The sequence below is a fragment of the Psychrobacter maritimus genome (genome assembly GCF_029953575.1).
GTDB classification, from domain to species: domain Bacteria; phylum Pseudomonadota; class Gammaproteobacteria; order Pseudomonadales; family Moraxellaceae; genus Psychrobacter; species Psychrobacter maritimus.
The window spans coordinates 272,202-287,606 of record NZ_CP124526.1; the positions used below are offsets into that span (position 1 = coordinate 272,202).

The following is a 15,405-nucleotide window of genomic DNA, read 5'->3' on the forward strand; positions in this document are numbered from 1 at the left end:
ATAACTGGCTATTTGAGCGATTTAGACAAATTTAATTGCGCTAAATATAGATAAAATGGTCAATTTTTAGTAAGGTGAGCAGGCAAATAGAGTCGTTGCCGAATAGGCGATACGAGCGCTATCAATATTTTATTTCATAATACTCATTCCACCGTGGCTTTATTACGATGCCCCAAACTATGACAATCCAAACTATGACATCTCAAGCGACAACTTCGATGACCGCAGAAAAACACGCTCAGCCGATGACTTTTCAAGATTTAATTCTCACCTTACAGAACTACTGGGCTGATAAGGGCTGTGTGGTTTTGCAGCCTTATGATATGGAAGTCGGCGCTGGTACCTTTCATACCGCGACATTTTTGCGCTCGCTAGGTCCTGAGCGCTGGAATGCGGCGTATGTGCAACCATCACGCCGTCCAACCGATGGCCGCTACGGTGATAACCCGAACCGTTTGCAGCATTATTATCAATTTCAAGTGGTTTTAAAGCCCAATCCACCCAATATCCAAGAGCTGTATTTGGATTCACTACGCGCTATCGGTATTGATCCATTGGTGCACGATGTGCGTTTTGTTGAAGACAACTGGGAGTCGCCAACGCTTGGTGCGTGGGGACTTGGTTGGGAGATTTGGCTCAACGGCATGGAAGTCACCCAGTTTACTTATTTCCAACAAGTTGGCGGTATCGAGTGTTTCCCCGTGACAGGCGAGATTACTTATGGGCTTGAGCGCTTGGCGATGTATGTGCAAGGCGTTGATAGCGTCTATGATTTGGTCTGGGCAGATGGCGAATTTGGCCGCGTAACCTATGGCGATGTTTTCCATCAAAACGAAGTTGAGCAATCAACCTATAACTTTGAGCACGCTGATGTGCCAATGATGGGTCAGATGTTTGATTTTTATGAGCAACAGGCGGATAAGTTGGTTGCTGAAGGTTTGCCATTACCTGCCTATGAGATGGTACTAAAAGCGTCGCATGCCTTTAACTTGCTTGATGCGCGCGGTGCGATTTCGGTGACAGAACGTCAGCGTTTTATTCTGCGGGTACGTACGCTGGCGCGTAAAGTTGCCTTTGGTTACGTCGAAGCACGCGCCAAATTGGGCTTTCCGTTGGCCGATGAGGCCCATCGTCAAGCGGCGCTCGATAAGTATTTGCCAAAAGAAGATGTGCTAACTGAAAATACAGATGATAATCAAACTACTAACAATAATAAATAGGAGCATCCCATGAGTACTATTTTATTTGAACTGGGGTGTGAAGAGCTACCTCCAAAAAGCCTAAAACCGCTACGTGATGCGCTACAAGCAAGTGTCACCGAGCAGTTAAATGAGGCTGATATCACGTTTGATAGCATCAAAGCATTTGCCGCGCCGCGTCGTTTGGCGATTCAAATTGAGGGTATCAGCGATAAGCAGCCTGATCGTAGCGAGCAAAAACGTGGTCCGGCGATTAAAGCGGCGTTTGATAGCGATGGTAATCCAACGCGCGCAGCGATGGGTTTTGCTAAGGGTTTAGGTATCGACGCCAGCGAGCTGATCACTATTAACACCGATAAAGGTGATTATGTCGGCTATGAGCAGATTATTCAGGGTCAAGCGACGACTGAGTTACTACCTACTATTTTCCAAACCGCGCTTGATAATTTGCCGATTGCTAAGCGTATGCGTTCTGGCGCGAGCCGCAATGAGTTTGTACGTCCGGTACAATGGGCGGTATTGATGCAAGATGATGTGGTCATTGATGCGACTATCCAAGGACATCAAACTGGCAAGCAAACGCGCGGTCATCGCTTCCACAGTCCTGACTATCACGAGATTACGCACGCCAATGATTATGAGCAGCTGCTCGATGGTTTAAAAGTCGTGGCAGATTTTGATAAGCGTCAAACGTTGATCAAAAATCAAGTCAAAACGCTAGCCGATGAAGTTAATGCCGATCCTATCGTGCCGCAAGATTTGTTAGATGAAGTGACGGCGTTGGTTGATTTCCCGATTGCGCTGCGAGCAAACTTTGAGCCGCGCTTTTTACAAGTGCCGCAAGAAGCGCTTATCTCGACCATGCAAGCGGATCAAAAGTATTTTTGCTTGACCGATAAAGCAGGCAAATTGCAGCCGTACTTTATTTTTATCACCAATATTGAGTCAAAAGATCCGAATCAAATCATCGAAGGCAATGAGAAAGTCGTGCGTCCGCGTTTAGCTGATGCGGAGTTTTTCTTCTTGCAAGACCAAAAGCAGCCATTATTTGCGCTGACAGAAAGCCTTAAAACGCGCGTCTTCCAAGATAAGCTAGGTACGATTTGGGAAAAATCTGAGCGTATTGCGAAACTTGCCGCTTTTATCGCTACTTTAATGCAGCAGCAAGGTCGCGATATTAGTATTGATGAAACGGTACGTGCTGCGATTTTGTCCAAAGCAGATTTGGCAAGCTCGCTCGTCGGTGAATATCCTGAGTTGCAAGGCATCGCAGGTACGTATTATGCGCGCCTAAATAATGAGCCAGAAGCAGTCGCAGCAAGTTTGGAAGAGCAGTATCTGCCCAAGTTCAGCGGTGACGTATTGCCGCAGACACCGATTGGTATTTGTTTAGCACTGGCCGACCGCTTAGATACGCTGGTTGGTATTTTTGCCATTGACCAAGCACCAACAGGTTCTAAAGACCCGTTTAGCTTACGTCGTTCAGCGATTGGTATTTTGCGTATTCTCATCGAAAAGCAGTTACCGATTAACTTGGTGGCTCTCGTTGAGCAAGCAATTAAAGGCTATAGCACGAGCGATGGTAGCAAGATTGCCAAAATGGGCGATACCTTTACCCAAGTGATGGCGTTTTTAAATTCACGCTATCGTGCCATGTATACCGAGCAAGGCGTTAGCGTCGATACCATTCAAGCCGTGCAAGCAATCAATCCGCATATGCCGCTTGATTTTGATCAGCGTATCCGTGCCGTACAAGCATTTAGTGAGTTACCACAAGCCGAGAAGTTGGCTGATTCGAACAAACGTGTTGCCAATATTTTAGCCAAGTCAGAAGTAAGCGTCGCTGACAATGTCGATGAGCCATTACTATCTGAACCTTCCGAGCAAGCCTTATATCAGGTTGTTCAGCAAGCACAAAAGGCGGTCAAACCTTTGCTAGAAACGGCTGACTATACGCAAGTATTGCAAACGCTGGTCAGTTTAGATGCGCCATTGACCCAGTTTTTCGCTGATGTCATGGTCAATAGTGACGATGCTGCGCTAAAGAACAATCGCTTAGCGCTACTTAAGCAAGTTCGTGCCTTATTCTTAACCGTTGCTGATATCAGTGAGCTGCAGCTATAGTTGGTTTATTATAGTTTGACGGTTATAGTTTGAAAGTCATAGCTCAATGACACGCTGAGCATTTATGCTTTTGATTTATTAACGACATAAAAAACTGGCTCCATGTGGCCAGTTTTTTATGCGCTTATTCTGCAGCGTTAAGTTTATAATGTCTTAGAACCTATTCGAAGGAGCACTGCCGTGTTGGCTGTTATTATTGTAATTCTTATTATCTGGGCGGTGATGTGGGGCTTTTATAAGTTTATGTACCCACGCGCACCCAAAAGTATGATGCCAAAAAAAGGCGATGTGACCACGCCGCGTCAGTGCAATTTTTGCGGAAACAGTTTGGCTGAATATCGCGGTGTATTAGAGACCAAGCCTGTTTCTTTGGAAGAGAATTCAGCAGCAGACTTAGCGGTAAATAGTGACAGCGGTAATGATATGGACAATAATAAAGAATTATTCTTTTGCAATTATGAGCATCAAGCGGATTTTCACGCCGGTAAGACTTATCAAGCAGATGCTTAACTTGTAAGCCATAAGTCGTAAAGCATAAGTAAATAAGATGTTATTTACATTTAAAAAAAGCGCTTAGCTTCAATGAGTTAAGCGCTTATCTTTTTAGAATAGCAATTTAATATCGGTAAAAGCTTATAAAATAGAATGGGCGTCTTTCATAATTTTATTTAATAAGGCTTCAGACTGCTTGCTTTGCTGCAGACGATCTTCTTCACTTCTTTGGTTGGCATGGATTTTTTCATATAAGTTCAAGCAGCACAGTACTAAGAGGCTTTCTTGACTGAGGCTTGGCGCATCGCGTTTAAGATCTAACGCATAGTTATTGATATAAGAAACCGCTGAGTGCAGCTCTTCTTGCTCATGCACTGGGCAATAAATCGGATAGGTCACGCCAGCAATCGCCACATCGACCTTTTTAATTTGCGGTTCAGGAGCGCTTGCAGCTTTAGCAGCAGGTCGGGCAGCGCTGCTGTTTACCGTACTGCTATTTGTATTAGTACTATTTGCACTCGCACTATTTGTACTGGCGCTATTCGCATTATTACTATTTGTATTACTACTATCAGTATTCGAATTATTTGGCATTGGTTTTTGACTGTCTACAGGGTTTGCGCGGTCATCGGTCATGATAAATCCTACAATATATGTCAGTAAAGTGAGTAATTAACTATCACAGCTATAAATATGTTAATGATAAACTTGGCGATTTAATGAATAAAAATTAATTAGCAAAAATAGGCAAGTTACGCGTGATTCATTGCAATCGGTGCCTAACTTTTTTTCTAACTTTCTGCTTAGCCTTCTGCTTGATCAATACGGGTTAAGCGCTTTAATACCACTTGCGTGCGCTCAGCTGCCAGCTCGTTTTTCTTTCTCAAATCGTTATTTTGCTGTTTAATATCGCTGTACTGCTGCTTTAATTCATTATTTTGCTGCTGCAGCTCATTATTTTTTTGTTGTAATTGGCTAATCTGTTTTTGCAAATTATCTTGCTCTTCGCCTATCATATGATGTGCTTCAGCAAGGTTTTGATAACGCTTATCTAAATCGCTCAATTGTTTTTTGGCACCGTCACGCTCTGTATAGCTGCTGTCGAGTTTGGTTTTTAGCGCGGCAAGCTCCTTTGGGTCAGTCATTGGTTGTTGCTTGAGGCTGCTAAGTTCAGCACTGACAAGCTGATACTGTTTTTTGATGTCGAGTACCATTTTTTCTAATATTCTAAGTTGGTCATACATAGTCAGTTTTTATCCTTAACAAGTAAGCGTGAATGAATTTTGTTCTCTGCGTTTAATAATGCCATAGGTGACCGCATAATATCTATATCAACAAAGTAATTGTATGCCGCTTTGTTTCGTGACTGCTATCAATCGCCGCCTTATTCATAACATCGTGCGGCGTTTGTTTATATTTAATACTATTAATCAATAACTAGGACCTCTATTATGAATGATAATATCTCTGGCTGGAATACATGGCTGACTGCGTTTGATGACTGGACTGATGTGTCTATCAGCGAGGTACATGGCTTGATGACAGGGCTGATGACCGCCTGTGATGCGCCTGATGAGCCAGTATGGGCAAAGGTGTTTGAGGAGCTGAGTTTTGCGCCATTACCTGATGAAGCATTAACCTTGTTGACTGAAGAAGCGGAAGACACCGTCTTTCAGTTGAAAGACAAAGACGACGCTTATTCGTATACGCCGCTGGTACCAGATGATGAACATGACTTGTACGAGCGCGTGATTGCTCTGAAACAGTGGGCAAATGGCTTTATGACTGGTTTTGGTATTACTGACTGTGGTCTGAGTAGCGATGAAAACGAGATGCTGTCGGATTTGGCTAAAATCGGTGGGATTCGTTTAGAAGATGACGAAGACTTTGAAGGTGGCGAAGAGTCTTATCTGCATATTTATGAGTTTGCACGCATGGTGCCAGTGAGCTTTGCTACCCGTAAGCGTAAAGCGGTGAAAGATATTGCTCTGATTGCTGGACTGGCTATCGATGCCAAAACCACCAAAGAGCTACAAGCAGAAGGGAAGTTGCCAAAACCGATGCCGCCAGTGCTTGATGTGATGAATCAAAACCGTCCGTCATAATAAAGACGCCATCGTAAGAAGTAACTATCATAAAAACCAACTGTCATAAAAATTAACTTATCATCAATGCTAGGATTTGCTAAAAAGGTATGATGGATTTTAAGAGCCAGCATTGGCTCTTAATAACAGAAGGGAAACTATGATGATTACTGATAATGATATGATTTATTTGCGCCGCTGCATTGAGCTTGCTACGAAAGCATTAGAGGCAGGCGATGCGCCGTTTGGCAGCGTATTGGTCGATGGTGATGGCACTATATTATGTGAAGATCGTAATCGCGCCAATACGGTTGATGCAACCTACCATCCTGAAATTGCCGTGGCAAAATGGGCCGCTCAAAATATGACCCCTGAAGCACGGGCAAAAGCAGTGGTCTATACTTCGGGTGAGCATTGTGCCATGTGCTCTGCCGCGCATGCTTGGGCAGGACTTGGTCGTATCGTTTATATCAGCTCATCAAGGCAGCTAAGCGAATGGATGGATGAGATGGGCGTAACATCGACATCGCCCATCAATTCATTAACCATTCAAGAAGTTGCGCCGAATGTACCAGTAGATGGTCCGATTGCTGGCTTAGATGGAGAAATTAAAGCCCTGCAACAGCGTTCATTTCAAAAAAGCTCATTAAAAAAGGCTCATTAAAAAGCTGGGTCTTTTTATCTTGTAGTACGATAAGGATGTCTTATGACGGTAATAAATCACAATAAAGGTAAAGAGCGAGCAACGGCTGCTGCCAATTATCCCACTGACAGCATTGACTGGCTAACACGGCTGATTGCCTTTGATACGGTCAGTCGTCATTCTAATTTAGCTTTGATTGAAGATGTACAAGCTTACTGTGAGCAATTGGGCTTAACAATAGATTTGACCTTTAATGACGTTAAAAATAAAGCCAATCTATTCGTTACAGTGCCAGCGGGTACAAGCGCTGACGATGTGAATCATGGTCTGGTGTTATCAGGTCATACCGATGTGGTGCCTGTCGATGGTCAAGACTGGACATCAGAGCCGTTCACAGCGACCATTCGTGGCGACAAGCTATACGGTCGCGGTGCTTGCGATATGAAAGGCTTTATTGCTTGTGCGTTGACGCTATTGCCACAAGTGGTAAAGCTATCTAATGCAGGCAAGCTACGTCGTCCATTACATTTGGCGTTGTCATTTGATGAAGAAGTTGGCTGCTTGGGTGCGCCATTGATATTGGCCGATTTAAAGGCGCGCGGTATCACACCTGACTACTGTATCGTTGGTGAGCCAACCAATATGGCGATGGTGGTGGCGCATAAAGGCATCGCGGTTTACCGTTGCCGTGTCCATGGTAAGTCAGCGCATTCGTCATTGACTAAACAGGGTGTTAACGCCATTAGTTATGCCAGTCGTCTGATTGGGTATGTCGATGAATTAGCAGAAGAGATGAGCTATCGCAGCGATAACGATGCCATGTTTGATGTGCCTTATTCGACACTTTCGGTGGGTACGATAAAAGGTGGTACCGCGACCAATATTGTCCCCAATCTGTGTGAATTTACCTTTGATTATCGTAATCTGCCGCATATGACGCAAGATGACATTCTCGCGCCGATTCAAGCCAAAGTGGCGGAGCTAAACGCACAAATGCAAGCACGCGCACCAGAGACGGGTATTGAGCTGCTGCAAGAAGAAAGTGTGCCAGCGATGACCGATAGCGACAGCACCGAGCTACAAGCGTTAATAGCGGCTCTGACGGGCGATGATACCCGTCATAAAGTTGCTTATGCGACGGAAGGCGGGCAGTTTACCAATAGTGGCATCCCAACGATTATCTGTGGCCCCGGCAGTATTGAGCAGGCACATAAAGCCGATGAGTATGTGGCGCTGAGTGAGATGGCACGCTGTGATGAGTTTTTACAAAAGCTGCTAAACAGCTGTGCCAGCAATTGATACAATAGGCAGCAAGTAGTTCTTTTGCAATATACATGAGCATAAAATACACCGTCTTTATGGCGGTGTTTATTTTTTCACCATTAAGTATTAACCATTAAGCATTTAAATTTTCTATTAATAAAAAGTAGGGGTTCGTTGATGTCTTGGCATCTGTTTGCGGTATTTTTTGCAAGTACGTTTTTTATTTCAGCGACCCCTGGGCCGAATATGCTGCTGGCATTCCAGTATGGTATGAATTATGGCGTAAAGCGCACCTTATGGACGCTGGCAGGTCTGAGTTTGGGTTTGTTTTTACTGCTCCTCTCGACACTGCTAGGCTTAGATGTAATCAGTCGCCAATCGCCTTGGGTACTAACTGTTATCAAAGCTGTGGGTGCCGCCTATTTAATCTATTTGGGCATCAGCTCGTGGCGCGATGCCGGTGATAGTAGTTTGATGAGCGATGCCCGCGAAATGGGCGAGGAGGTCGCGGCTGACTATCCTGATACGATGTCAGCTGTGACTGATAAAACAACGCCGCAGCCACGCTCACTATCTAGTGCGGCAGTCAAAGTATCGCCGAGCAATATGACCTTATTTCGTACCGGTATTTGGGTGTCCCTGTCTAATCCAAAAGCGATCTTGTTTTTTGCTGCGTTTTTCCCTAAATTCATCAATTTTAGTGCGCCGCTATGGCCGCAATATATTTTATTAACGGCAGGGTTGTTCTTAAGCGAGACGATTTGGCAAATCGTTTATACATTGGGCGGTACAAAGCTGGCAAGTTGGCTCGATGTTGGCAATCGCTTAGCGTGGTTAAATCGTGCGTGCGGGGTAATCTTTCTTTTAATTGCCGCGGCGTTATTGGCTGAAGTATTAAATGGTTTTATGGTTTAAAAAATACTGAGGTCTATATCTAAAGTGATATTATTAATTATATGTATATTTTGTATAAAATTTATATATAAGTTAAATTAATTATTGACTTTATTTTTTAAATCGTTATTATTAGCTCATTGATTTATAAGACTTATCTTTTATAAGTCATAAATCATACCAGTCAATCTGCTATTGTCGCTCTGACATTGGCCACAACCTACGGAGGAATCATCGTGTCCTATTTAAATATCAAGACGTTTTTAAAGATTAAATGTGTAAGCTATACGACAGCAATGACGACTTCGAAAAGGTTTGGCTGAATTTATATATAAGCTATTGAATGATATCCTGTTTACTGATATCAACGACTGGCCTTCTGTATCTACTCGATTCCTCTTCTAAGTATTCCGTGTCAAAATAGCAATGTGATAGTGCTAAGCATTTTTGCGCTTGCTGTTATCTATTTATCTAACATTTTACGTTACTATTGTGACCAATATGATGACTCACACTATTATTTAGTGGATGACCATCTATGCGTATAATATTTATGCTGTCTTTTTTGGTATCATAAAACCTATCTTGAAAACGTCCATCATAAATTAACCATGAATTTCTATTAATTTTTTAATTAATAGAGATACGGTACTTTATTGTCTATATTTTATAATTTATTTTCTTATCAAGCGCTACTTTTAAATGAGATGGATAAGTGATTTATAAAATTATAAAGATAAGTAGCATTAAAGAATACTCTGCATGGTTATTAAAATAATAAAATGGAAATAATAAATTATGAGCATTCAATTAGTATTAAACGAAAATCGTAAATATGGCGTACCAGTCAAGATTTACACCTCAGATGTCGAGCAAGGTGCGATGCAGCAATTACGCAATGTAGCCCAGTTGGAGTTTGTACATTCGCATATTGCGGTGATGCCCGATGTGCATGTTGGCAAAGGCGCCACAATTGGTAGTGTGATTCCGACCAAGTCCGCCATCATTCCTGCCGCAGTCGGTGTAGATATTGGCTGCGGTATGAACGCGGTGCGTTTGTCCTTGACGGCAAGCGACTTGCCTGATAGTTTGAAATCACTGCGTTTGATAGTTGAGCAGCAAGTGCCAGTTGGCTTCAACATGCACAAGCAAATTCAAGCTAAAAACTCAACGCTTGATCCATTAGGCAAACGCTTAAAACCGATTACTGATAAGCACCCAGGTTTACTCAAAATGCTTAAAGGTTTTGAGCGCACGTGGGCAAAGCAGCTCGGCACATTGGGTGGTGGTAATCATTTTATTGAGCTGTGCTTGGATGAAAACAATGATGTCTGGGTCATGCTGCATTCTGGTAGTCGCGGCATTGGTAATTGCATCGGTCGCTACTTTATTAATCTTGCCAAAAAAGAGCGTCAATCGCGCTTTGGTCATGTGCCAGATCGGGATTTGTCTTACTTTGCTGAAGGGTCTGATAGTTTTGCCGATTATGTTGAGGCCGTAGGCTGGGCACAGGATTACGCACTAGAAAACCGCCGTGAGATGATGCGTCTAGTCATCAAAGCAATGCAGTCACCACAATCAGGCTTGCCAAGATTTCAGCTCACCAAAGAAGCTATTAATTGCCATCATAACTATGTCAATGAAGAAGTCCATTTTGGTGAGCAAGTCTATGTGACTCGTAAAGGCGCTATCAGTGCCTATGCAGGTGAGTTGGGGATTATTCCCGGTTCTATGGGTGCCAAGTCCTTTATCGTACGTGGTCTTGGGGAAGCAGAATCGTTTTGTTCGTGTTCACATGGCGCAGGTCGACAGATGAGCCGAGGTAAAGCCATGCGTGCCTTTACTATCGATGAGTTAAAAGCGCAAACCGATGGCGTCGAATGTCGTAAAGACAAAGGCGTCATTGATGAGATACCGGGCGCTTATAAAGACATTGATGAAGTGATGGCCAACCAAACGGACTTAGTTGAAGTGGTGCATACGCTGAAACAGGTCATGTGTATTAAAGGCTAATACCAAGCCTGCAAATCATCTTAGCGTCGTCAAATTCGCTTAATGTACTGAATGTACAATTTTCGCTCATTTTCCTCGCTAAGATAATTTTCGGCATTGGTATCTCAGAAGAATTAAAGAACAGGTAACAATATGAGCTTAAAACAAACCTTAAAAAAGGCCAAGCAAATTGAACGACAGTTAGAACGTCAAAATGTGACAGGTGTGCAACACTCGCTAGGCACTGTCAAAGCGCGTAATTATCTAGCGCTTGATCCGCTGTTAAAAAAAGGTGGTATTCATGAGAAAGAAGATATTGATATCGTGCGCAAAAAACGCCGCCGTGAGACCAAGCAGCAATTGCGGCAGACGGACTGGTTGTTAGAATAATGATTACTCATTCTAGCCTTAAACTTTAACGACAAAAAAGCCGTTCACTATTAAATAGCGAACGGCTTTTTTATTGATTCAGTGTCCTAAATGCTTAAGCAAGCACTTCGACTAGCTCACCTTTCACCATATGCGGACTAACAAAATCAGTCACGCGTACGCTAACGATTTTACCGAGCAACTCATCCATTTTATCAACGTCATAAGGGAACATGACCGTACGCGTATTATCGGCTGTACCAATTAAGCAATCAGGATGGCGATTGGCGATTTGCTCGACCAAGACGCGAGTCGTCGTACCGACCATCTCATGGGTTTTAGCGAGTGTCGAATCGATAATCACTTTTTGGAATTCTGCCAAGCGCGCTTTCTTAGTTTTGAAGCTCACATCATCCGGCAACTCTGCCGCTGGCGTGCCCGGACGCTTCGAATAAATAAAGCTATAAGAGTGATCGAAATTTAATTCTTTTGCTAGATTTAACGTATCTTGGAAGTCTTGCTCAGTCTCACCGGGGAAGCCAATGATAAAGTCACTCGACAAGTGAATATCAGGACGTATGGCTTTAAGCTTATTAATCTGATTGATATAAACATCAATGGTATGGTTACGTTTCATCGCCGCTAAGATAGCGTTTGAGCCACTTTGAACGGGCAAATGCAAATGTGATACCAGCTCTGGCAGTTGTGCATAAGCGTCAATGATATCATCGGTGAACTCGAGCGGATGACTGGTGGTATAACGAATACGCTCGACGCCATCGACGTGCGAGACATAATGCAGCAGTTCTGCGAAACGGCAAATACTGCCATCGTCTTTTTCGCCGCGATAGCCATTGACGTTTTGACCGAGTAGGTTAATTTCGCGCACGCCTTGGGCGGCTAAGCTGTCAATTTCAGCCAATACATCATCAAGCGGACGCGATAATTCTTCACCGCGGGTATAAGGCACGACGCAAAATGAGCAATACTTTGAGCAGCCTTCCATGATTGATACAAAGGCTTTATAACCTTCTACTCTTGGCTCTGGCAGAAAATCAAATTTTTCGATACTTGGAAATGACACATCCACTGTACCAATACGATTTTTAGGTGAGATTTCACGCTGCTCGTGCGATTGGTCATACAGCTCTGGCAAACGGTGCAAAGTTTGTGGACCAAACACCATATCGACATAAGGCGCACGTTTTTGGATGTTATCACCTTCTTGTGAGGCCACGCAACCACCAACACCGATGACTAAGTCAGGACGTTTTTCTTTCAATTTGCGCCAGCGACCCAATTCTGAAAAGACTTTTTCTTGGGCTTTTTCGCGAATTGAGCAGGTATTCATCAACAGCACATCGGCTTCGTCGATATCGTGGGTGACTTCCATACCATGTGAATCACCAAGTACGTCGAGCATCTTGCCAGAGTCATAGACATTCATCTGACAGCCTTGGGTGGTGACAAAGACTTTTTTTGGTGCGCCGTTAACTGGTGCTTGGGCTATTGGTTTTTGGATAGAGTTTGGCGCTTTGAGTGCCGTAACGGCAGGCGCAGTAACCGTTGTGTCAACAGCAGCGTCATCGATGCGGGGATTAAATACAGTAACACTCATAAGCGAAGTCCATGATTGACTAAAAATATAGCGGGGTAGGCGATTAACTGGTGGCGTATTTTATCACAACCCCGCCCCAATGTGAAAAGTTAGCGTACGCTTATCGGGATAATTATGCTAGATTATTTATAATAGTATCAAATGCTTACCTAGTATTATTCAGTAATAAATGCTATTAATTACGATTGTCACTGTTTTAAGCGTCGTAGCACCTCTGTGTTACGCAGGGCTATCCGATTTATTAACGAAAAGTAAAGCTTATGGTTGAATGTGCAACGAGTATAGTATGATGAAAGTAACCATAGCTGTACTATTGTTTAAATGAGCGTTTTAAGTAGGATGAAAACATCATTTAAACCTATCGTTTAAACCTATATTGAAACAATTTATTTAGCCAAATTATTTAGACTTATTATAAAGAGAATTCGTATGACAAAGCCGCAAGTTGCTCAAGGTATTAAGGATAAAAATGCCAAGCGCCAAAATATTACGCCTGACCGCTTGAAAAAAACGGCGCTAAAAACCAGCGTTTTGGGTTTGGCGACGGCGATGGGTGTCATGGGCTTGTCGCAAGTCGCTTGTGCTGAACTCACTTGGGGTAGTGATAGTAGTTATCCGCAAGAAGGCAAGTATCAGCCAGAAAGCTATAAACCAGACAGCTATCAACCACAAAGCTATCAGCCGGATAATTATCAACCACAGAGTGCGCCGTCAAACAGCAGCTATCAAGCAGATAATGGCGTGGGCTCATTTACGGCAGCGGCGATTGCAGCCGAGCGCGGTGATGTCAATGCCCTCTATAATTACGAGCAAGCGATGAGTGGCGGCTTGTTTGCCATGTATCCAACTTATTGGCGCATGAATGTCGATTTAAATTCGCAAAGCCCAGCGGCGGTATCGCAGTTTGTGCGTCAATATCCAGATACGGTAATGGCAGAAAAACTGGCGGCCGATTTTGCGGAAACCAAAGCGGGCTCCAATGATTATGCCGCCGTACGCCAAGTGGCAAATTTGATTACCAATGCTGACGATAGCGAGCGCTGTGCGGTTGCACTGGGTTTCAATAACGGTGGCGATAGCATGCGCGCTATGGCAGCCAAGCCTGATGTCTGGTTGACCACCAAAAAGCAGCCAGCCTTGTGCGACCAATTGGCGCTAGAGATGAATAATAACGCCCTGATTAGCAATCAAGATAGAGTATCACGCCTCAAACGCATGCTGCGTAAAGGCAAAACAGGCGATATTATGGCGCTGTCTTCACGTCTGGGTACGCCTATTCCTTACTCGTCGTTGAGTGAAATTCAGCTGAATCCATCGTCGTTTTTTAGCCGCTTTGCCCGTGAAGCAAACACCCAAACCAATCAATACTTGTATTTATATGCGATGGGACGCTTGGCAGAAAAATCCTATCGTGAGGCGGCGCTACAACTAGACTTTGATATTAAGCAAGACAATCAGCGCTCAGCGAAGTTGTTAAATGATGACACCCGTCGTTATGCTTATCGTATTCTTGGCGTACAGCGCATGAATCACAATACCGATGACGGCTTTAATGTTGAAGCGGTTGACTGGTTCCGTAATAGCTTAGATGATGACTTTAGCTTTGAAGAAGCCGAATATTATGCCATGGCAGCGATTCGCTTTAGTCGTTGGGATGATGTGGTCGAAGCCATCTCAAAAATGGATGCCGAAACGCAAAAAACCAATCAATGGCAATATTGGCTGGCGCGTGCTTATGAGCAATCAAGTGATGCCAACAAACGCAATACCGCCAAAAAGATGTATCAAAACTTGGCAAAAAGTAATGAGTATTATGGCTTAATGGCAAAGGATAAGGTCGGTCAACGTTTTGATGCCAGTCGCTTAGGTGGTAGTAATTTACCCAATGTCAGTACCGCTGACCGCGCGCGCGTCATGCAAAACCCACACTTTGCACGGGCATTTGCTTTATACAATGCCGATGCCAGTCGCGCCTATGCCAACCGTGAGTGGAACTGGGCGGTGAAAAAAGCGCGTGATAATCGTGATGACAATTTGATTATTGCTGCGGCGCGCCAAGCGTATGATATGGGCTGGCTCGATCGGGCGATTTATGCTGTTGATAATACCGATAGGGTAGATAGCTTGGCTTTATCGCATCCGATGCCGCACCAATCGGCGGTCGTCCGTCACAGTCAGTCGGCGGGTATCGATCCGGCGTGGGCGTATGGCATCATGCGTCAAGAAAGCCGTTTTGTAGCCTCGGCGCGCTCAAACGTTGGCGCTAGCGGTCTGATGCAGGTCATGCCTGATACGGCAAAATATATTGCGCGTAACTTGGGTGAGACTTATAGCGCCAGCCGCGCCAATAGTGGCGATACCAATATTCGTTATGGTACATGGTATATGGGTGATATCTTTGGCAAATTGAACAGCCAGCCTGTTTTGGCAACGGCGGGCTATAACGCCGGTCCAAATAATGCCAAACGCTGGCAGCCGACTTATGGTTCACTTGCCGCTGACCAGTATGTCGAGTCTATTGCCTTTCCTGAAACCCGCAATTACGTCAAACACGTGATGGAAAACGCTACTATTTATAGCAGTCTATTAGGTCGTGATCAGCCTATCAGCCAGCGTATGGGAACGGTTCCTGTGGCATTCTAATGCTTTTTCCATACCCTGAAAAACCACTATCAGCTTGCTGCTAGTGGTTTTTTTATAGGCACTTCTTTTATATACACTATAGTA

Annotated in this window: 13 protein-coding genes; 10 read left to right on the forward strand and 3 right to left on the reverse strand. The window is 44.0% G+C overall.

Translation table 11 applies throughout. From position 1 onward, the window contains the following. Window positions 1-218: 218 nt before the first annotated feature. The 3 genes from glyQ (at window position 219) to QJS82_RS01205 (ending at window position 3,833) form a co-directional block, all read left to right on the forward strand. The gene (gene glyQ / locus QJS82_RS01195) at window positions 219-1,220 is read left to right on the forward strand and encodes a glycine--tRNA ligase subunit alpha (protein ID WP_068407483.1); all 1,002 of its coding nucleotides are present in this window, start codon (window positions 219-221) and stop codon (window positions 1,218-1,220) included. A 9-nt stretch (window positions 1,221-1,229) separates the two neighbouring features. After that, window positions 1,230-3,323, forward strand: a complete 2,094-nt coding sequence (gene glyS, locus QJS82_RS01200; protein WP_281490949.1) for a glycine--tRNA ligase subunit beta — start codon at window positions 1,230-1,232, stop codon at window positions 3,321-3,323. 180 nt (window positions 3,324-3,503) lie between these two features. After that, a complete protein-coding gene (locus QJS82_RS01205) occupies window positions 3,504-3,833 on the forward strand; it encodes a hypothetical protein (RefSeq protein ID WP_281490950.1) in 330 nt (109 codons plus the stop codon). 123 nt (window positions 3,834-3,956) lie between these two features. Here the strand turns inward: QJS82_RS01205 and QJS82_RS01210 are convergent, their stop codons facing one another. Together QJS82_RS01210 and QJS82_RS01215 are read right to left on the reverse strand one after the other, a co-directional pair. Continuing rightward, window positions 3,957-4,451, reverse strand: a complete 495-nt coding sequence (locus tag QJS82_RS01210; RefSeq protein WP_281490951.1) for a cell division protein ZapA — start codon at window positions 4,449-4,451, stop codon at window positions 3,957-3,959. Between the two features lie 167 nt (window positions 4,452-4,618). Beyond that, on the reverse strand, window positions 4,619-5,059 hold the full coding sequence (locus QJS82_RS01215; protein ID WP_201564834.1) for a hypothetical protein: 441 nt from the start codon (window positions 5,057-5,059) through the stop codon (window positions 4,619-4,621). A 207-nt stretch (window positions 5,060-5,266) separates the two neighbouring features. On the opposite strand from QJS82_RS01215, the gene QJS82_RS01220 reads away from it, so the two are divergent. From QJS82_RS01220 to QJS82_RS01245, 6 genes are all read left to right on the forward strand, one after another. After that, window positions 5,267-5,920, forward strand: a complete 654-nt coding sequence (locus QJS82_RS01220; RefSeq protein WP_201564833.1) for a UPF0149 family protein — start codon at window positions 5,267-5,269, stop codon at window positions 5,918-5,920. Between the two features lie 139 nt (window positions 5,921-6,059). Further along, window positions 6,060-6,563, forward strand: a complete 504-nt coding sequence (locus QJS82_RS01225; protein WP_281490952.1) for a nucleoside deaminase — start codon at window positions 6,060-6,062, stop codon at window positions 6,561-6,563. A gap of 42 nt (window positions 6,564-6,605) precedes the next feature. Beyond that, on the forward strand, window positions 6,606-7,841 hold the full coding sequence (gene argE, locus QJS82_RS01230) for an acetylornithine deacetylase (protein ID WP_281490953.1): 1,236 nt from the start codon (window positions 6,606-6,608) through the stop codon (window positions 7,839-7,841). Window positions 7,842-7,982: 141 nt separating this feature from the next. Beyond that, window positions 7,983-8,720, forward strand: coding sequence for a LysE family translocator (locus QJS82_RS01235; protein ID WP_201564831.1), 738 nt, complete (start codon window positions 7,983-7,985; stop codon window positions 8,718-8,720). A 777-nt stretch (window positions 8,721-9,497) separates the two neighbouring features. Then, window positions 9,498-10,712, forward strand: coding sequence for an RtcB family protein (locus QJS82_RS01240; protein WP_201619172.1), 1,215 nt, complete (start codon window positions 9,498-9,500; stop codon window positions 10,710-10,712). Between the two features lie 132 nt (window positions 10,713-10,844). Then, a complete protein-coding gene (locus QJS82_RS01245; RefSeq protein ID WP_201619301.1) occupies window positions 10,845-11,081 on the forward strand; it encodes a hypothetical protein in 237 nt (78 codons plus the stop codon). A 94-nt stretch (window positions 11,082-11,175) separates the two neighbouring features. On the opposite strand, the gene miaB is transcribed toward QJS82_RS01245, so the two are convergent. Beyond that, on the reverse strand, window positions 11,176-12,678 hold the full coding sequence (gene miaB, locus QJS82_RS01250) for a tRNA (N6-isopentenyl adenosine(37)-C2)-methylthiotransferase MiaB (RefSeq protein WP_281490954.1): 1,503 nt from the start codon (window positions 12,676-12,678) through the stop codon (window positions 11,176-11,178). Between the two features lie 429 nt (window positions 12,679-13,107). On the opposite strand from miaB, the gene QJS82_RS01255 reads away from it, so the two are divergent. Beyond that, window positions 13,108-15,321, forward strand: coding sequence for a lytic transglycosylase domain-containing protein (locus QJS82_RS01255; RefSeq protein ID WP_281490955.1), 2,214 nt, complete (start codon window positions 13,108-13,110; stop codon window positions 15,319-15,321). The last annotated feature ends 84 nt before the right edge of the window (window positions 15,322-15,405 follow it).